The organism is Cypionkella sinensis (assembly GCF_042646385.1).
In the GTDB taxonomy this organism is placed as follows: Bacteria; Pseudomonadota; Alphaproteobacteria; order Rhodobacterales; family Rhodobacteraceae; genus Cypionkella; species Cypionkella sinensis.
The window spans coordinates 1647897-1664216 of record NZ_JBHRTO010000001.1; the positions used below are offsets into that span (position 1 = coordinate 1647897).

Below are 16320 nucleotides of genomic sequence, written 5' to 3' on the forward strand. Positions count from 1 at the left end.
GTTGTTCCCATGCCCTACGAATGGCTCCCCCCCTCTGGCGATGACACCCAACGCCTGCACCTTTGGCCCTACCGCTCACTCCCCCGGCGCGGCATGGTGTGGTTCATCGGCGGCACCGCTGCGCTGATCGCCCTGCCCTTGCTGGTGTTGATCGGCTCGCCGGTGTTGTGGGGCCTGCTGCCATTTCTGATCGCCGCCATCGCGGGTATCTGGTGGGCGCTGAACCGCAGCTACAAGGATGGCGAAATCCTGGAAGACCTGGCCCTAACGGAAACCCAGATCACCCTCACCCGCCACGGCCCCCGCGGCAAGGTGCAAACCTGGAAAGCCAACCCGCATTGGGTCCGCGTCAACCTGCACAAGACCAAAGGCCCGGTGCCCGACTATCTGACCCTGACCGGCAACAGCCGCGAGGTAGAGCTGGGCGCCTTCCTGCCGCCCGAAGACCGCGTCGCACTCGACATTGATCTGCGAAAGCGCCTTGCAGCCCTGCGCTAAGCGCCGCAATCTTGGGCCTTGCCAACCAAGGGGCCAGCCATGATCTACCGCTACACCATTCTCTATGTCGCCTCGGTGCCCGATACGCTGAACTTCTACCAAGCCGCCTTCGGCTTTGAGATCGGCTTTCTGCACGAAGGCGGCGACTATGGCGAATTGCTGACCGGCAGCACCAAGCTTGCGTTTTCCTCGCATGCCCTGATGGCCACCATTGGCAAAGAGGTCGCCACCACGCCCCCCGCCAAACCATCCTATGAACTGGCGTTCGAGACCGATGATGTCGCCGCCGCCCTTGCCCGCGCCGTTGCGGCCGGGGCAGAACCGGTCAAGCCGATCACCGAAATGCCGTGGGGGCAGACGCTCGCCTATGTGCGCGCGCCGGAAGGCACGCTGATCGAGATTTGCACCCCCGTCGGCTGATCCCCTGCCCGCCCCCAGCACCGCATCAAAGGCCGCGCAAGAATCATTGCGCGGTCAAACCGAGCGGCTAGCATAAGACGTTATTACGACTGACCTTACCCGATTTGATTTTTCACAGGCTGATTGTCGTGCCAAACCCAAGGCGCACCGCATCCCATAAGAACGGAGTTTTCTGATACGCAAACCGACCCAATCTTGTTTTCAGAATGCAGCGAAACAGGGTTAATGCGCTGAAACCACAACATATTGTGCAAAACGGCGTAGAAACGCCCTTTCAACACAAGTCCATCCCAGCTGGGAAAGAATTTTCAGACCTCACGCACGCCCCGACATTCCGTCATCACCGCACCCGAAGCCACATTTCTCGTCCTCAAATTCAACCGCGTTTTTAGCACCAGCAAGGATTTCCCATGGCACAGCCTCCCCGTCGTTTCCAACCCGCCCCCGGCATCACCGTTGATCTGGCAGGCTCCACCCTCAGCATCGTCGGCCGTGCCGAGGTTTGGGGGCCCGAAGCCAACGTGCAACGCGCCACGCAAATTCAGAACACCATCAACAACGCCTGGACCCTGCGCATTGGTGCGGTGGATTTCTCCTGCAACATCGTCGTCACCCACCGCGCCTCGGGCGATCCCGGTCGGGTGTTGCAGATCGAGATTTTGAACATGCCAGCACCGTCGAACGTGAAGATGGGTGATTCCGCCCGCCCGATGCAGTTGAACAACCGCGAGGCCGGTGCCTACACTTGGACCGCCGCCCATGAATTCGGCCATGTGCTTGGCCTGAACGACCGCTACGCCGAAACCGCCGAAAGTCGCGCCGCTGGCCAGAACGGCGGCCAGCGCTCGACCCCGGCGCATCCGGGCTATGAAACCAACCTGATGGGCGCAGTTGGCGGCACGCTCAGCCTGCAAAACGCGCTCGATCTTGCCAACGAAACCCAGCCGTCCGAATGGGGCATGGACGACGATGACGAGGTGCGCGCTTGGGTCAGCAACCACAACGCGTTGCAGATACAGGCCCTGAACGATGCCGTCCGCCTGCGCGGGCTGGAAATCCTGATGAACGGCTGGGTCAGCGACGACGATCTGCGCGCGATGGAGGGCTTGATGGGCGGTGTAAGCAACCCGATTGAGGCCCGAAATATCCGCGCCCGCATCGACCCCGTGCGGCTCAGCAACCTCGGCCAACGCACCCGCCTGCGGATCGCGATGGACAGGATGCCGCGTTAGCCCAGCTTCTGCTTGATCAGCGCGCCAACAGCCCCGAAATCCATCATGCCGGTGTATTTGGCTTTCAAGACAGCCATGACGCGGCCCATATCCTTGATGCTGGTGGCCCCCGCTTCGGCCACCGCCGCGGCAATGGCTGCGTCCAGCTCGGCCCCCGTCACCTGCTGCGGCAGGAATTCGTTGATCACCGCGATTTCGGCCAATTCCTTGGCCTCCAGCTCGGGGCGCGCGCCCGCGGCATAGGCTTTGGCGGATTCCTGACGTTGCTTTACCATCTTGCCCAGCAGCGCCAGAATGTCGTTCTCGCCGACCTCGCCACCCTCACCGCGGGCTGCGATCTCACGATCCTTGATGGCAGAAGAGATCATCCGCAGCGTCGACAGCCGATCAGCCTGCTTGGCCTTCATCGCCTCTTTCACCGCCGCCTGCACCCGCTCGCGCAACTCCATCTTCCGCACTCCTTTGAACTCTGCGCGACCATACACGCCCACCGCATTTGGCGCAACTCTGCCCTGAATGCGCAAACCGTTGATTTCCCGCCGAATTCCTTTTGCGCCAAACCCTTGACCCTGACCGCCCCTGCAACTAGTGTCCGCCAGATTTTGCCGCTGGGAGCCGCCGCCATGTCCACCTCCTCCGAATCTCGTCCCACCGCCTGTATCGCGCTTTCTGATGGCTCGGTATTCTACGGCCACGGCTTTGGCGCGGTGGGTGAGACGGTGGCGGAACTGGTGTTCAACACCGCGATGACCGGCTATCAGGAAATCATGACCGATCCGTCCTATGCAGGCCAGGTCGTGACCTTCACCTTCCCGCATATCGGCAATACCGGCGTGAACGTGGAAGATGACGAGACGGCGACCCCGGTTGCAGCAGGCATGGTGGTAAAATGGGACCCGACCGAGCCTTCCAACTGGCGGGCAACCTCCGATCTTCAGGCATGGCTGGCACAAAAGGGCCGCATCGGCATTGGTGGCATCGACACCCGCCGCCTGACCCGCGCCATCCGCCAGCAAGGCGCGCCGCATGTCGCTTTGGCCCATGATCCCGAGGGTAAGTTCGACGTTGGCGCACTGGTCGCGAAAGCCCGCGGCTGGAAGGGGCTTGTCGGCCTTGATCTGGCGAAAGACGTGTCTTGTGCGCAATCCTACCGTTGGGACGAACAGCTTTGGGCCTGGCCGGAAGGCTACACCAAGCGCGAAGGCGCTGGCCTGCGGGTTGTGGCCATTGACTATGGCGCCAAGCGCAACATCCTGCGCTGCCTCGCCTCGGCGGGTTGTGATGTGACCGTTCTGCCCGCAACCGCCACGGCCGAGGATGTGCTGGCGCTGAACCCCGAGGGCGTGTTCCTGTCGAACGGCCCCGGCGACCCGGCGGCGACGGGCAAATATGCCGTGCCGATGATTCAGGGCGTGCTGGCCAAAGACCTGCCGCTGTTCGGGATCTGCCTCGGCCATCAGATGCTTGCATTGGCCTTGGGCGCAACCACCGTCAAAATGAACCACGGCCACCATGGTGCCAACCATCCGGTGAAAGACGTGACCACTGGCAAGGTCGAGATCACCTCGATGAACCACGGCTTTACGGTAGACAGCCAGACGCTGCCGAAGGGTGTTTCGGAAACCCATGTGTCGCTGTTTGATGGCTCGAACTGCGGGATCGCGGTGGATGGCAAGCCGATCTTCTCGGTGCAGTATCACCCCGAGGCTTCGCCCGGCCCGCAAGACAGCTACTATCTGTTCGAGCGTTTTGCCGAAGCCATCCGCGCCCGCCGCGCCGCCTGAAATCGACCCATTCAGGTTTTTGTTAATCAGGCCTTAACTCCTTCGGCGCAATCTTTGCGGGTTGCCCGGAGAGATGATGTCTGTCAGCCCGCTGCGCCCGATTGAACGCTTTTTGCCCGGTGTGGTTGCGCCGCGTCTCGTTGCGTCGAAACCCACGCTGCAAACGCTGTCAGCAAAGCTGATGCAAGACGGCGTGGTTAAACCGCACGCGATGCTGCAAGCGATCGCGCAGCAGACGGATCGGCGTCGGCATCTGGTGGATCTGCTGCTGGCGCGCGGCGCATCCTCGGCAGAAATGCTGTATGATGCGATTGGCCGACATTGGGGGGTTGGGCATGTGGACCTGTCAGCGGCGCCACCCGATCCGCGGCTGACAGCTGCGGTTAATCCCGCTTCAGCCTTGCAAGACGGTTTGCTGCCCTGGCGCAAAGTTGGGCAGGCCACGGTGATTGTCACCGCCTACCCCGATCTGTTCCAACGCCATAGAAGCAGATTGCAAGATCAGTTTGGCCCCGTCGCAATGGCTGTGGCCCCGCTTGCCCATATCGAAAAAGCGCTGCTCGCCACGCATGGGGCCAGCCTCGCCCATGCCTCTGAAACCCGTGTGCCTGCCTCGGAAAGCTGCCGCGCCTATCATAGCACAACGCTGCAGCGCCCCGCACTGATGCTGGCTGCCATTTTGCTGGTTCTGGCCATACTGCAGCCGATGCTGACATTGACGGCGGTGTTCGGTATCGCCCTGCTGGCAATGTTTTCCCACAACATCATGAAGTTGATTGCGCTGATCCTGATGGCCCGATCCGGGCCAGAGCCGCAGATACCGCCCGTAATCGCCCAACTTCCGGTGGTGTCGGTGATGGTGGCGCTTTACCGTGAAAGCAACATCGCCGCCAAACTCACTGCACGGTTGGATCAGTTGGACTACCCCCGTGCACTGCTAGACATCCTGCTGGTGGTCGAAGAAGAAGATCAGATGACCCGCAGCGCGCTGACAACCGCCAATTTGCCGGGGTGGATGCGCGTGGTCGTCGTGCCGGACGGCACCGTCAAGACCAAGCCGCGCGCCCTGAATTATGCGCTCGATCACTGCCGCGGCTCGATTGTGGGCATCTATGATGCCGAGGACGCGCCCGAGCCCGATCAGATTCGCAAAATCGTCGCCCGCTTTCATCAGCGCGGCCCTGAGGTGGTATGCCTGCAGGGCCAGTTGGATTATTATAACCCGCGCAGCAACTGGTTGGCGCGTTGCTTTACCATAGAATACGCCTCGTGGTTCCGCATGTTCCTGCCGGGGATTGAACGTATGGGGATGGCAATTCCGCTGGGTGGCACCACGTTGTTCTTTCGTCGCAAGGCTTTGGAAGAACTTGGCGGCTGGGACGCGCAGAATGTCACCGAAGATGCCGATCTAGGCTTGCGCTTGTTCCGTCACGGGTATCGAACAGAGTTGATCGACACCACCACGTTTGAAGAGGCAAACTGCCGCTCGTTCCCTTGGGTCAAGCAACGGTCGCGCTGGATCAAGGGCTATATGATGACCTGGATCACCCATATGCGACAGCCGCGCCTGTTGTGGCGCCAGCTTGGCGCGCGCTGCTTCATCGGCTTTCAGGTGCAGTTTCTGGGCTCGATACTGCAATCGCTGCTGGCACCCTTGATCTGGTCGTTGTGGCTGATTCCGTTTGGCTTCTGGCACCCTTTGCCTGAAGCAATTGGGGATGCTGCGTTCAACCTGCTGTATGTTTTGATGACAGCAACGGCGGTATTGTCGATCATTTTCGACATTGCCGGGATGCGCCGCACCAAACATCGGCTCAACCCGCTTTGGGCATTGACGCTGACATTGTATCACCCGCTGGCCACCCTCGCGGCTTACAAGGCGCTATGGGAATTGATGACGAAGCCCTTCTATTGGGACAAGACAAGCCACGGTCATTTCGACCTTTGATGTCTGGGACTTAGCGCGTCTTCAACTCGCCCGCATCGACGCGCAACCGGGTCTCGAACGCCTTCGAGATATGCGACTTCAGCGCCAGATAGGCAGCCTCGCCATCATGTGCCTCAATCGCGCGCACGATCTGATCATGCTCGGCCAGCGCCACTTCATCGCGCCCTGCAGCGGCAAATGTCGTCGTCGCCATCAACGCCATAGAGCGATGCACCAGATCAAGCTGCTGGACCAGAAAGCGATTGTGGCTGGCCAAGTGAATCAGGCGATGAAACCGCTTGTTGGCGCGGCTCAGCGCGCGGGGATCGCCGCCCAACAGCGCGCGATCATCCTCGACCATCCCGCGCAATACGCGAATTTCCTCATCCGACGCATGCCGCGCCGCCAGACGTGCCGCCAGACCCTCCAACTCGGTTCGGACGGTATAAAGCTCGGCCAATTGATTGTGATCCAACGAGGCGACGATCAGACTGCGGCCGTCCCGCGTCAACATGCCTTGGGTTTCAAGCCGTTGCAGCGCTTCGCGCACGGGGGTGCGAGAAACGCCAAGACGCTCGGCCAGTTCGGATTCGACCAAGCGATCACCCGGTTTGTGATTACCGGCCTCAATCGATTCCAGAATTAATGTATAAGCGTCCTTCTGCACGGCCCAAGCTCCTTGATGTCGTGCGACACTAAACGTCGGCGCGGCAGGATCAAGCGATTGCTGTGGGCGATGTGACAGGTTATCTCTGCGATATGGTAAAACAACAGTTCGAACACGTCACATCCTGGGTCTTTGATCTGGATAACACGCTTTATCCGCCGCAATTCCGGCTTTTCGATCAAATCGAAGTGCGGATGACCGCCTGGGTGATGAACAAATTGGGCGTCGGCAAAACCGAGGCCGACCGTCTGCGCCAACACTATTGGGACCGTTATGGCACCACTTTGGCCGGGTTGATGCGCGAGCATGACATAGACCCGGCTCCGTATCTGGAGGATGTGCATGACATTGATTTCACTGTGCTTCCCACCGATGCCGAACTGGCGGCCCGCATCCGCGCCCTACCCGGCCGCCGCATCGTCTACACCAATGCCTGCGCGCCTTACGCACATCGCGTGCTTGAGGCCCGCGGCCTGATCGGGTTGTTTGACGCGGTTTATGGGGTTGAACATGCGGGCTTCCGCCCCAAACCCGAACAGGCCGCGTTTGAATCGATTTTTGCGCAAGACAACATCAACCCGAAAACCGCGGCGATGTTCGAAGACGATCCGCGCAACCTGATGGCACCGCACGCCATGGGGATGAAAACGGTGCATGTGGCCCCCAAGACTTTGAAGGCCCGCCATATTCAGCACCACACGGATGATCTGGCTGCATTTCTGGCGCAATTGTCTTAAGGGTTTCTCGCGTCAATCGGCCCGGCAAATGCTGCGACATTGCACCGCGTCGCAGGGATACGCGCAAAGGCATATCTGTGACTCACAAAGCAAGAGGTTCAGATGGCCGCAAGCATCCGCATCCCCGTTCTAGGACACATCGCGCGTGACATTGGCCGCGACATAAATCTCGTCTTCTATGTTCTGACCATACTTGTCACGCTGATGGTTCTGGCAATCAAGACATGGGGTGTTGCTGCACTGGTTCTTACCTGTGTCGCCTTCGTGCCGGTGATGTTTGCTTTGCTGGTATGGATCACCATTCCGTAAATTGAGACGCTTTGCCGCTTCGCTTTGCACTCTTTCACGCGGTAAGCTGAGTGACACCCCGGGGGCGGCATGACACGAATTTCGACCGATGTTTTCATCTCTGGCGGTGGCGTGGCGGGGCTGACCGCGGCTGCCGCTTTCGGCAGTGCCGGCTTTTCGGTGATCTGCGCAGACCCGACACCCCCTGTCACCAAGGCAGACGACGACAACGCCGATCTGCGCACGACGGCCTTCTTGCAGCCCTCAGTCCCGGTGCTGGCCGCCGCTGGTTTGTGGCAACGCCTGCAGACTTTTGCGGCTCCCTTGCAGATCATGCGGATCATCGACGCGGGTGGCGAAGTGGCGAAACCGCGCATTATCAAAGACTTCAACGCCGCCGATCTGTCAGACTCGCCGTTTGGTTGGAACCTGCCAAACTGGCTGCTGCGGCGCGAAATGTTGGCGCGTCTGACCGAACTGCCGAATGTCACCTTCTTGCCCGGCGTGGCGACACGCGCTGTGTTCACCCGCGAGTCAGAGGCTTTGGTGACACTGTCGGATGGGCGCAAAGTGACGGCGAAACTGGTGATCGCTGCGGACGGGCGCGGCTCTATCATCCGGCAAGCCGTTGGAATTGATGTCAAAACCACGCGCTACGGCCAAAAGGCGCTGGCGTTCATGGTCACGCATCCAATTCCGCACGAAAACGTCTCTACGGAAATTCACCGCAGTGGCGGTCCGTTTACGTTGGTCCCGCTGCCCGACCGCGATGGCCTGCCCTGCTCGGCGGTGGTGTGGATGGAGGCTGGGCTCGAGGCGCAGCGACTGGCCGCCATGCCAGCCGAGGATTTTGAGGCCGCGATCAACGCACGCTCGTGTCAGATTCTGGGGCCGCTTACACTGGTGTCGCGCCGCACGGTTTGGCCGATCATCAGCCAGATTGCCGCGCGAATGTCAGCCGAACGTGTGGCGCTGATTGCCGAGGCGGCGCATGTGGTGCCGCCGATTGGGGCGCAGGGTTTGAATATGAGTCTGGCCGATCTTGCCGTGCTGCTGGAAGTGGCGCAGGCTGACCCGGCCAATATTGGCAACGCGGCGATGCTGGCCACCTACAACCGGCGCCGACATTTCGAGGTCCAGACAAGGGTGACAGGCATTGATGCGCTGAACCGTGCCTCGATGGTTGAGGGGCAACTCTTGCGCGATCTGCGCGCAGGGGCACTAAACGCGTTCTATTCAGTGGCCCCTGTGCGCAAAACGCTGATGAAAGCCGGTCTTGGCCTGCGCTAACGGCTGTTGAACTTCCCCTTCAATGCATCGGCAAAGGCGCTGGAACTGGTTGCCGATCCGGCGGATGCGGGCAAAGGCTTGCCGCGCGGCGGTTGAGAGGGGCGATCATTCTGACGCTCACGCACCTGCGCACGCGCTTCGCTGCTGTCAGATTTCATCGTCAGGCCGATGCGCTTGCGGGCAACATCAACCTCGACTACCCGCACCTTTACAACATCGCCGGCCTTGACCACCTCATGCGGGTCTTTGACGAATTTGTCGGCCAGTTGGCTGACATGCACCAGACCATCCTGATGCACGCCAATATCCACAAACGCGCCAAAGGCCGCCACGTTGGTGACGGTGCCTTCCAGCATCATGCCGGGTTTGAGGTCTTTGATATCCTCGACCCCATCGGCAAACGTTGCCGTCTTGAAGCTGGGGCGTGGATCACGACCGGGCTTTTCCAACTCGGCCAGAATATCTTTCACCGTTGGCAAACCGAATTTGGCATCGACAAAGCTGCGGGGGTCCAACCCTTTCAGCGCCGCCGGGTCGGCCATCAGCGCGCGAATATCACGCCCGCAGGCGGCGATGATTTTGCGTGCCACATCATAGGCTTCCGGGTGCACCGAGCTTGCGTCCAGCGGCTCTTTGCCACCGGAGATCCGCAAGAAGCCTGCCGCCTGTTCAAAGGCTTTCGGCCCCAGACGGGCGACTTTCAGCAACTCGCGCCGGGTCGCGAACGGGCCATTGGCATCACGGTGGCTTACAATCGCTTCGGCCAAACCGGGGCCGACACCTGAAACGCGCGCCAGCAGCGGGGCCGAGGCGGTGTTCAGATCAACCCCAACCGCGTTCACCGCGTCTTCCACCACAGCCTCGAGGCTGCGGCCCAAGCGGTGCTGGTCGACGTCGTGCTGATATTGGCCGACGCCAATCGCCTTCGGCTCGATCTTGACCAGTTCAGCCAGGGGGTCTTGCAGCCGCCGCGCGATCGAAACAGCGCCACGCAGCGAGACATCCAGCCCAGGAAACTCTTTCGCCGCCAGTTCGCTGGCCGAATAAACCGAGGCCCCGGCCTCGGACACGATGACCTTCACCGGCTTTTCCGCTCCCGGCAAAACCGCCAGCAAATCGGCCACCATCTTTTCAGTCTCGCGGCTGGCGGTGCCGTTGCCAATCGAGATCAGCTTGACGCCGTGCTTGGCGATCAGTTGTGCCAGCGCCACCTGCGCGCCGCGCAGGTCGTTCTTTGGCTGGAACGGGTAAACGGTGTCAGTGGCCAGAACCTTGCCTGTGGCATCGACGACCGCGACTTTCACACCTGTCCGAATACCCGGATCAAGGCCCATTGTGGCTTTGCCGCCCGCCGGGGCTGCCAGCAGCAAATCTTTGAGATTGCGCGCAAAAACCGCAATCGCCTCCGCCTCTGCCCTCTCGCGCAGCTCTGTCATCAGATCAAGCGTCAGCGAGGTTTTCAGCTTGACGCGCCACGCCCAGGCGGCCGCTTCGCGCAACCAGGCATCGCCCAAGCCACGGCCCGAGACGTTCAGCGACGCCGCACAGGCGCGTTCGGCAGGGCTGTCACCCTTGGGCGCATCGGCATCAATCGCGAGGTCAACAGTCAGAAATCCCTCGTTCTGGCCGCGCAGCATCGCCAGCACCCGGTGGCTAGGCGCGCTATGCCAAGGCTCGTCATGCGCGAAATAGTCGGAGAATTTGGCGCCCTCTGCCTCTTTCCCCGGCACAGCCTTGGCAGACAGCCGCCCAACCTGCTTCATGTGCCCGCGCAGGCGGCCCAGTAGGGTTGCATCCTCGGACAAGCCTTCGGCGATAATGTCGCGCGCGCCTTCGAGGGCAGATTTTGCATCGAGCACGGCCTCGCTGACGTAACCCTTCGCAAGCAGCGCCGGGTCGGCCGCACGATCCGACAGAATCGCCTCGGCCAAGGGCCCCAAGCCATTTTCCCGCGCAATCATCGCGCGTGTGCGGCGTTTGGGTTTGTAGGGCAGATAAATGTCTTCCAGTTCGGCCTTGGTGGTGGCCTTGGCCAAGGCTGCCGACAGCGCATCGGTCAGCTCACCCTGATCGGAAATTGATCCCAGAATCGCCAGCCGACGCGCTTCAAACTCGCGCAGATAGACCAGACGTTCGGCCAGATTGCGTAACTGGGTGTCGTCCAAGCCCCCCGTCACCTCTTTGCGGTAACGCGCGATGAAGGGCACCGTCGCGCCTTCGTCCAGCAGCATGATCGCCGAGGCCACCTGCGCCGCAGTCGCGCCAATTTCTGCTGCGATTACAAGGGGGATACGGCGATTTGCGTCTGCGGTCATGGCTTGGTCCTTCACTGGGAAGGCCGACCATACAACCCCGGGCTGGCAAGGCCAAGGCCCACTGCACGCTGTGTTCGGGTCGCCAAATCAACGAAAGGTGAAGGGTGGTACCACCTCCCCGGCTCGAACGGGGGACCCCTAGATCCACAATCTAGTGCTCTAACCAACTGAGCTAAGGCGGCACGCAAGCGGGGATTTAACGCCCAGTTCGCGGGATTGCAAGGGCAGGATTGCCAAAGATTACGCCTGTTGTTACGCCATGGCAAAGAAAAAGGAGCCTACCATGGGGATCGACAAGCAAAGCGACATCGCTGCCAATATCCAGATCGGTCCGACCGAATTGGGCATGGTGCGAATCTATATCGAAGCCGATGGCGGCATCGAGCTTCCACTCGATTTCGACGCTGATGAAGCCGAGGAAATCGCCGAGGAATTGCTGTCTGCCGCCGAGGCTGCGCGGGCGATTGCGGGTGGCGCTAAACCAAAGAAAAAGCGTTGAAATTTGGATCACGCAGGCCTTGCAGCCGCAAGGCGGCGTGACGCGCGAACTTCTGCAGCATGACCTTGCGCCGCGAAGGCGCCAAAGGCGTGTCCGGCCCCATCCGCAAAATCGCCGCGTCATAGGCATCGGCGATGATCACACCCGAAGCCTCGGGCAGCAGCGGAATTGGAAAATCGCCATCAACGGCCCAGAAAAACCGATCACACCATTCCAGATAACCGCGCCATTTCTGATCGGTCATATAGTCGGCGCGGCTGGATTTGCATTCGATGATCCAGATTTCGCCCTTAGGCCCCAAGGCCATCACATCGACGCGCAAACCGGGGGTGGGCACCAATTCCTCAACCGTGACGAAATCAAGCTGCCGCAGGGCGCGGCAGACACCGCGGGCGAGGCGTTGTCCCGGCATTGGGGGTAAGAGGGCTTCCGTTTCCATACCAAAAATATGAACTAAAGGTGAACACTCGGCAAGCCCCTTGCCGCGCCATCCTGCGCCCCTTGCTATCAACACTCGCCGCGCCTACATTCAGCCTTGGCGGGTTCTGCTCTTCTCGTGAATGGCCCTTTTCCAGTGGCCGATAAGCATCTCCGAGGGAGCTGGCTCTGGCAAGATCCTGGTCTTGCTACCTGGCGACCAACCTGAACACTCAGGCTCTCGGGAAATTCACGCCGTCACGGCCGCTGCGGGCCCGCCACCTACTCCAGCGCATGAAAAAGGGGACAGCGTGCTGTCCCCTTTTCCGCATTTTAGGCTTTGATCAGAAGCCGTAAACCAGCGAAACGCCCAGTTTGTTATCCGAACGGATCGCGCGGCTGTCGTTGTACTCGGTCAGATAGCTGACGCGGGTCGAGAACGCGTCCGTGACCTTGAAGTTCACGCCGAGATCGTTGCCGATGCGCAGCGCGGTGTCCGATTTCACGATATCGGTGTCCATGCTGGCGAACACGGTGTCGCTGATCTTGTAGAAGAAGCGCGACGACACGATGCCTGCGGTTTCGGTGGTGCTGTTGTCGTCACCGAACTCAAGGTAGCTGATACCCACACCCGCCTGCATCCGCCAAGCGACCGTATCGGTGTTCACGATGCGATAACCCGGACCGAAACCAAGGAACGCATCCTTTGCAATCGACGTTGCGGGGTCGTTATCCACGGTTGCCACATTGGCCAAGCCGTTGGTGTTCACACGGCCCAGAACAAAGCCGTAAAAACGGTCGTTGAAGTAGTAGTTGGCGTCATAGACCGCCGAGATATCCTCTTTTTCCTTCACGTTGTCCTGTTCCGAATAGTCCAGAAGGAAGCTGAGGGTTTGGACCATGGGGCCCTGCGCATAGCGCAGACGTGCACCGGCCGAGAAATCTTGCGATTCGTTGTTGCCGGTTTTGCCGCTGTAACCCAACGATGCCGAGCCTGACATGCCCTGACGTGCGTCGGGGTTGCCAAACCGCAGCTCATCATTGCCGCGCGCCATGTCGCGATTGGCCTTAATGGTCAGGTCATCAATTTGATCGTCCACCGCAGACGACCCCAGCAGCGTGGTCTGTGCCACAGCAGGCAGCGACCCTACAGCCAGAGCGAATGCGGATACTGCCGCGATACGAGTTACGTTCTTCATGATCGGTCCTTTCAACATCTATCCCTGCGCCGAATGTTTCCGGCGTCTGGGAGGCAGATGTTGCATCAAGCGGTTCCAATCAAGGGTGGATACCAACCAAATGAAATCACATCATATTTCCGCCGAAACCCTCAAAAATCAGGCAAATTTCTGCGCAAATCCTGTAACAATCCCGATATGTCAAAATTGTGAAGGAACCAGCAACAGCGGCGGGGTGAACTGGGCCAAGCGCCGAATATCCGGGACTTTCTGGTCGACGACATTTCGGCGGAACCAAGCCACTGTTGCGTATTTGCCGCAATATTGCCAGCCACAGGCCGTGATCAGCGGCGAAATGCGCTGTGCAAGCGGATTTGCCCGCGGTGTTGATCGTGACCGCCGAGATTAAAGCCAACCACAGGTTTTGCGGCCACGATGCGCCTTCACGGCCTATTGCGCGGCAGGCACAAACACCATCTCGCGCCCCGCGCCGGACAGTGTCAACTGCTCTGGGGTTTCGGACGCCCGGTCGATGCCTTGCAGGGCCTGAAAATACGCGGCCTCGCCCTTGATCTGCAAACAGGCCATGCGCGTGGCACCAATCATGCCAAGTCTGAACGTATCGCCTTGGCGCGTCACATCGGCAAAATAGCGGTTGCAAGGGGCTTGCCCGGTGACGCGGCCCTGTTCGGCCAAGCTCAGCGTCGCGGTATAATCCACCGCCGCGCCGTCGATGGATGCAAGCACCCATTCGGTGTTTGCCTTGCCGGTTTCCACGCAAGCCGCCAACATCAGCGCCGCCATCCAGATATGTTTCATCCGACCATCCTTTCACAAACCACAATGCTTTGACGTATCGCGCAGCGGTATCCTTGGAGGCCGATGATCAAAAACCTTGGGCAGCCCGATCAGAACGCCTCGGGCTTGGCCTCGCGCGCCATATGGTCCAGCACCGCGTTGACGAATTTGGATTCCTTGCCCTCGGGGAAAAACGCCTTCGCCACATCGACATATTCGTTGATCGCCACCTTCGGCGGCGTCACCATCTGGGTCAACTCGGCTCCAGCCGCGCGGAACAAGGCGCGGATCACTGGATCAATCCGATCAATCGGCCATTTCGCCACCAAAGCCCGGTCGGTCATCTGGTCGATCATCGCCTGATAGTTCACCGCATGGTCGACGACGGCGCGGAAATGATCCACATCGCCCTCGGCCATTTCATCGCCGTCATAAATCGCCCCGAAGCGATGGGTTTCAAACTCGCGTCGGATCGACTCAACAGTCTGCCCCGAGGCCTCCATCTGAAACAACGCCTGCACGGCATAAAGCCGGGCGGCTGATTTCATCTGCTTCTTGTCAGGCTTAGTCATGGTCGAAAACCGATCCCCTTGGTGTCGGTCGCCCATTTGCGCGATAAGGCGATCAGGTGCAAGGCCGCAGCCGCTGCCCCGCCGCCTTTGTTTTGCCCCGAGACCTCGGCACGCACCTCGGCCTGGGCGCGGTTTTCCACCGTCAGGATGCCGTTGCCAATCGCAGCGCCTTGCAGGCCCAGCATGGTGATCGCACGGCTACTGTCATTGCAGACCGTATCGTAATGCGTGGTTTCGCCCCGGATCACACAGCCCAACGCGACATAGCCATCAAATTTTGCCATGCGTTCCGCCAAGGCAATCGCCGTTGGCACTTCCAAAGCCCCCGGCACTTCGATGATCTCGGCGGTTGCCCCGCACGCCGCAGCCACGCCCTGCGCGCCTGCCACCAACTGATCGGTGATGTCCTTATAATAAGGTGCCACCACGATCAGCAGTTTGACCGGAGCCTTAAACGTCGGCAGCGGAAGCGTGTAATGGGTTTCATTGGCAGCCATGATCTACTCCGTAATCGCGCGGGTGCCGACAATCGACAACCCATAGGCATCCAGACCCACCACTTTCGGAGCCTTGGAGTTCGTCACCAGGGTAATCGCGCTAAGCCCCAGCGCCGAAAGAATCTGCGCGCCCAAACCATACTGCCGCAGGGTCTGCGGCGAGGCTTCACCCGGCTCTACCTTCATCGAGGTGTCGCGCAGCAGCACAATCGCGCCGCGACCTTCGGCGGCAATCACCCGCATCGCGCCTTGCAAATCGCCAACGTGATCGTCGCCGATGCCCAGCACATCCTCCAAGGCGTTCAGCGTATGCACCCGCGTCAGAACCGGCGCATCGCCGGACAGATCACCCTTGGTCAGCACAATATGCTCGTCCCCATGGGTTTCATCCGCGAAAATCCGCATCAACCAATCGCCGCCGTGCAGCGAATGCACCCGCTTGACCGAGCGTTCCTTGATCAGATTGTCATGCCGCCGCCGATAGGCGATCAAATCAGAAATCGTGCCGATTTTCAGACTGTGCTTCTGCGCAAAGGCCACCAGATCGGGCAAACGCGCCATGGTGCCGTCATCCTTCATGATCTCACAGATCACACCCGAAGGATTCAGCCCGGCAAGTCGCGAGATATCCGTCGCAGCCTCGGTATGCCCAGCGCGCACCAGCACGCCGCCATCACGGGCGCGCAGCGGGAAAACATGCCCGGGCGTCGCAAGATCGGTCGGCACAGTTTTCGGATCAATCGCCACCGCAATGGTGATCGCGCGATCCTTGGCTGAAATCCCGGTTTCCACACCTTCACGCGCCTCAATCGAGACCGTGAACGCTGTCTCATGCCGACTGGAATTGCGCGAGGCCATCAACGGCAGGCCCAGCGCATCAATCCGCGCGCCGGTCATAGTCAGACAGATCAGCCCGCGGCCATGCGTCGCCATGAAATTCACCGCCTCGGGCGTGGCCATTTCCGCCGGGATCACCAGATCGCCTTCATTCTCGCGGTCTTCGTGATCGACCAGAATGAACATCCGGCCATTGCGGGCGTCTTCGATAATCTCCTCAACCGAAGAAATCGCGTCTGAATATTCGGTGCGTGTGGTCATGATCTGGGTTCCTGCAACTCTCTGGTTCCGCATACCGCCAAAGGGCTGCAAAAGCCAGAGCCGCGCAGCGGCGGTTTGCCGAACAGAACCTGTGCGAAACCTT

Annotated in this window: 18 protein-coding genes and 1 tRNA gene; 9 read left to right on the forward strand and 10 right to left on the reverse strand. The window is 60.2% G+C overall.

The genetic code is table 11. The features are described 5' to 3' along the window. The first annotated feature begins 9 nt into the window (after positions 1-9). The 3 genes from ACFOGH_RS08245 to ACFOGH_RS08255 all read left to right on the forward strand — a co-directional run bounded on the left by ACFOGH_RS08245 (position 10) and on the right by ACFOGH_RS08255 (position 2150). Positions 10-498 carry a DUF2244 domain-containing protein gene (locus ACFOGH_RS08245; RefSeq protein WP_380072592.1) on the forward strand — a complete coding sequence of 163 codons (489 nt, stop codon included), beginning with the start codon at positions 10-12 and terminating at the stop codon, positions 496-498. Positions 499-537: 39 nt separating this feature from the next. Next, entirely contained in the window at positions 538-918 is a 381-nt protein-coding gene (locus tag ACFOGH_RS08250) for a VOC family protein (RefSeq protein WP_380072593.1), read from the forward strand. 410 nt (positions 919-1328) lie between these two features. Then, positions 1329-2150, forward strand: coding sequence for a hypothetical protein (locus ACFOGH_RS08255; protein ID WP_380072594.1), 822 nt, complete (start codon positions 1329-1331; stop codon positions 2148-2150). On the opposite strand, the gene ACFOGH_RS08260 is transcribed toward ACFOGH_RS08255, so the two are convergent. Beyond that, positions 2147-2599 (reverse strand): GatB/YqeY domain-containing protein, encoded by a 453-nt coding sequence (locus ACFOGH_RS08260; protein WP_380072595.1) that lies wholly within the window; start codon positions 2597-2599, stop codon positions 2147-2149. The genes ACFOGH_RS08255 and ACFOGH_RS08260 overlap by 4 nt on opposite strands. A gap of 174 nt (positions 2600-2773) precedes the next feature. Between ACFOGH_RS08260 and carA the strand changes: the two genes are divergently transcribed. Together carA and ACFOGH_RS08270 are read left to right on the forward strand one after the other, a co-directional pair. Then, positions 2774-3934 (forward strand): glutamine-hydrolyzing carbamoyl-phosphate synthase small subunit, encoded by a 1161-nt coding sequence (carA, locus tag ACFOGH_RS08265; RefSeq protein WP_380072596.1) that lies wholly within the window; start codon positions 2774-2776, stop codon positions 3932-3934. A 76-nt stretch (positions 3935-4010) separates the two neighbouring features. After that, entirely contained in the window at positions 4011-5882 is a 1872-nt protein-coding gene (locus ACFOGH_RS08270; RefSeq protein ID WP_380072597.1) for a glycosyltransferase family 2 protein, read from the forward strand. A gap of 10 nt (positions 5883-5892) precedes the next feature. Here ACFOGH_RS08270 and ACFOGH_RS08275 read toward each other — a convergent pair whose 3' ends face one another. Further along, positions 5893-6528, reverse strand: a complete 636-nt coding sequence (locus ACFOGH_RS08275; protein ID WP_380072598.1) for a GntR family transcriptional regulator — start codon at positions 6526-6528, stop codon at positions 5893-5895. A gap of 92 nt (positions 6529-6620) precedes the next feature. Here ACFOGH_RS08275 and ACFOGH_RS08280 point away from each other — a divergent pair, with 92 nt between their 5' ends. The 3 genes from ACFOGH_RS08280 to ACFOGH_RS08290 all read left to right on the forward strand — a co-directional run bounded on the left by ACFOGH_RS08280 (position 6621) and on the right by ACFOGH_RS08290 (position 8843). Continuing rightward, positions 6621-7265 (forward strand): pyrimidine 5'-nucleotidase, encoded by a 645-nt coding sequence (locus tag ACFOGH_RS08280; protein WP_380072599.1) that lies wholly within the window; start codon positions 6621-6623, stop codon positions 7263-7265. A gap of 102 nt (positions 7266-7367) precedes the next feature. Then, positions 7368-7574, forward strand: coding sequence for a hypothetical protein (locus ACFOGH_RS08285; protein WP_380072600.1), 207 nt, complete (start codon positions 7368-7370; stop codon positions 7572-7574). Positions 7575-7643: 69 nt separating this feature from the next. Beyond that, positions 7644-8843, forward strand: coding sequence for a UbiH/UbiF family hydroxylase (locus tag ACFOGH_RS08290; RefSeq protein WP_380072601.1), 1200 nt, complete (start codon positions 7644-7646; stop codon positions 8841-8843). Here ACFOGH_RS08290 and ACFOGH_RS08295 read toward each other — a convergent pair. Further along, the gene (locus ACFOGH_RS08295; protein ID WP_380072602.1) at positions 8840-11158 is read right to left on the reverse strand and encodes a Tex family protein; all 2319 of its coding nucleotides are present in this window, start codon (positions 11156-11158) and stop codon (positions 8840-8842) included. The two genes, ACFOGH_RS08290 and ACFOGH_RS08295, sit on opposite strands and share 4 nt — an antisense overlap. 105 nt (positions 11159-11263) lie before the next feature. After that, a tRNA-His gene (locus tag ACFOGH_RS08300) sits at positions 11264-11340 on the reverse strand. A 101-nt stretch (positions 11341-11441) separates the two neighbouring features. Here ACFOGH_RS08300 and ACFOGH_RS08305 point away from each other — a divergent pair. Next, complete coding sequence (locus ACFOGH_RS08305) at positions 11442-11657, forward strand: DUF6324 family protein (protein ID WP_380073981.1); 216 nt, start codon at positions 11442-11444, stop codon at positions 11655-11657. On the opposite strand, the gene ACFOGH_RS08310 is transcribed toward ACFOGH_RS08305, so the two are convergent. The 6 genes from ACFOGH_RS08310 to ribB all read right to left on the reverse strand — a co-directional run bounded on the left by ACFOGH_RS08310 (position 11635) and on the right by ribB (position 16217). Further along, positions 11635-12096, reverse strand: a complete 462-nt coding sequence (locus tag ACFOGH_RS08310) for an MmcB family DNA repair protein (protein WP_380072603.1) — start codon at positions 12094-12096, stop codon at positions 11635-11637. The genes ACFOGH_RS08305 and ACFOGH_RS08310 overlap by 23 nt on opposite strands. A gap of 322 nt (positions 12097-12418) precedes the next feature. After that, positions 12419-13273, reverse strand: coding sequence for a DUF481 domain-containing protein (locus ACFOGH_RS08315; RefSeq protein WP_380072604.1), 855 nt, complete (start codon positions 13271-13273; stop codon positions 12419-12421). 429 nt (positions 13274-13702) lie between these two features. Next, positions 13703-14071 carry an META domain-containing protein gene (locus ACFOGH_RS08320; RefSeq protein ID WP_380072605.1) on the reverse strand — a complete coding sequence of 123 codons (369 nt, stop codon included), beginning with the start codon at positions 14069-14071 and terminating at the stop codon, positions 13703-13705. 89 nt (positions 14072-14160) lie between these two features. Then, positions 14161-14598, reverse strand: coding sequence for a transcription antitermination factor NusB (nusB, locus tag ACFOGH_RS08325; RefSeq protein WP_380072606.1), 438 nt, complete (start codon positions 14596-14598; stop codon positions 14161-14163). A gap of 20 nt (positions 14599-14618) precedes the next feature. Then, complete coding sequence (locus tag ACFOGH_RS08330; protein ID WP_380072607.1) at positions 14619-15119, reverse strand: 6,7-dimethyl-8-ribityllumazine synthase; 501 nt, start codon at positions 15117-15119, stop codon at positions 14619-14621. A 3-nt stretch (positions 15120-15122) separates the two neighbouring features. Then, complete coding sequence (gene ribB, locus ACFOGH_RS08335; RefSeq protein WP_380072608.1) at positions 15123-16217, reverse strand: 3,4-dihydroxy-2-butanone-4-phosphate synthase; 1095 nt, start codon at positions 16215-16217, stop codon at positions 15123-15125. Positions 16218-16320: the final 103 nt, after the last annotated feature.

Excerpts from the sequence above, each read along its gene's own strand:
- ACFOGH_RS08245 (WP_380072592.1), top strand. The coding sequence starts at position 10 with ATGCCCTACGAATGGCTCCCCCCCTCTGGCGATGACACCCAACGCCTG.
- ACFOGH_RS08250 (WP_380072593.1), top strand. The coding sequence starts at position 538 with ATGATCTACCGCTACACCATTCTCTATGTCGCCTCGGTGCCCGATACG.
- ACFOGH_RS08255 (WP_380072594.1), top strand. The coding sequence starts at position 1,329 with ATGGCACAGCCTCCCCGTCGTTTCCAACCCGCCCCCGGCATCACCGTT.
- ACFOGH_RS08260 (WP_380072595.1), bottom strand. The coding sequence starts at position 2,599 with ATGGAGTTGCGCGAGCGGGTGCAGGCGGCGGTGAAAGAGGCGATGAAG.
- carA (WP_380072596.1), top strand. The coding sequence starts at position 2,774 with ATGTCCACCTCCTCCGAATCTCGTCCCACCGCCTGTATCGCGCTTTCT.
- ACFOGH_RS08270 (WP_380072597.1), top strand. The coding sequence starts at position 4,011 with ATGTCTGTCAGCCCGCTGCGCCCGATTGAACGCTTTTTGCCCGGTGTG.
- ACFOGH_RS08280 (WP_380072599.1), top strand. The coding sequence starts at position 6,621 with ATGGTAAAACAACAGTTCGAACACGTCACATCCTGGGTCTTTGATCTG.
- ACFOGH_RS08285 (WP_380072600.1), top strand. The coding sequence starts at position 7,368 with ATGGCCGCAAGCATCCGCATCCCCGTTCTAGGACACATCGCGCGTGAC.
- ACFOGH_RS08290 (WP_380072601.1), top strand. The coding sequence starts at position 7,644 with ATGACACGAATTTCGACCGATGTTTTCATCTCTGGCGGTGGCGTGGCG.
- ACFOGH_RS08295 (WP_380072602.1), bottom strand. The coding sequence starts at position 11,158 with ATGACCGCAGACGCAAATCGCCGTATCCCCCTTGTAATCGCAGCAGAA.
- ACFOGH_RS08305 (WP_380073981.1), top strand. The coding sequence starts at position 11,442 with ATGGGGATCGACAAGCAAAGCGACATCGCTGCCAATATCCAGATCGGT.
- ACFOGH_RS08310 (WP_380072603.1), bottom strand. The coding sequence starts at position 12,096 with ATGGAAACGGAAGCCCTCTTACCCCCAATGCCGGGACAACGCCTCGCC.
- ACFOGH_RS08315 (WP_380072604.1), bottom strand. The coding sequence starts at position 13,273 with ATGAAGAACGTAACTCGTATCGCGGCAGTATCCGCATTCGCTCTGGCT.
- ACFOGH_RS08320 (WP_380072605.1), bottom strand. The coding sequence starts at position 14,071 with ATGAAACATATCTGGATGGCGGCGCTGATGTTGGCGGCTTGCGTGGAA.
- nusB (WP_380072606.1), bottom strand. The coding sequence starts at position 14,598 with ATGAAATCAGCCGCCCGGCTTTATGCCGTGCAGGCGTTGTTTCAGATG.
- ACFOGH_RS08330 (WP_380072607.1), bottom strand. The coding sequence starts at position 15,119 with ATGGCTGCCAATGAAACCCATTACACGCTTCCGCTGCCGACGTTTAAG.
- ribB (WP_380072608.1), bottom strand. The coding sequence starts at position 16,217 with ATGACCACACGCACCGAATATTCAGACGCGATTTCTTCGGTTGAGGAG.